1 rRNA gene is annotated in these 261 nt (G+C 53.6%); it reads right to left on the bottom strand.

The window, feature by feature from the left end:
- Window positions 1–261: ribosomal RNA gene (locus H6A61_RS15635) — 23S ribosomal RNA — on the bottom strand; the annotation flags it as partial.

Below are 261 nucleotides of genomic sequence, written 5' to 3'. Positions count from 1 at the left end.
TTAACCGTGATTCACCCAAGCGCCTTAGTATATTCAACCCGACTACGTGTGTCCGTTTGCGGTACGGGTACCTCCAACGTTAAGTTTAGCGGATTTTCTCGGCAGTCTGCTTACCCACACTATCACCGCTTCCCGAGGGAGTTGGTGTACTGTCAAGTTCGACTCTTCCCGTGGATTTGCCTGCGGGAATCAACGTCTACACTCTTTAACCGGCTATTCCGTCAGCCGGCGGTGGTGTCACTGCTGCGTCTCCACGTCACC

This window comes from Bacteroides caecigallinarum, from assembly GCF_016901995.1.
Taxonomy (GTDB): domain Bacteria; phylum Bacteroidota; class Bacteroidia; order Bacteroidales; family Bacteroidaceae; genus Phocaeicola; species Phocaeicola cellulolyticus.
This window is presented reverse-complemented; position numbering and strand designations above follow the sequence as displayed.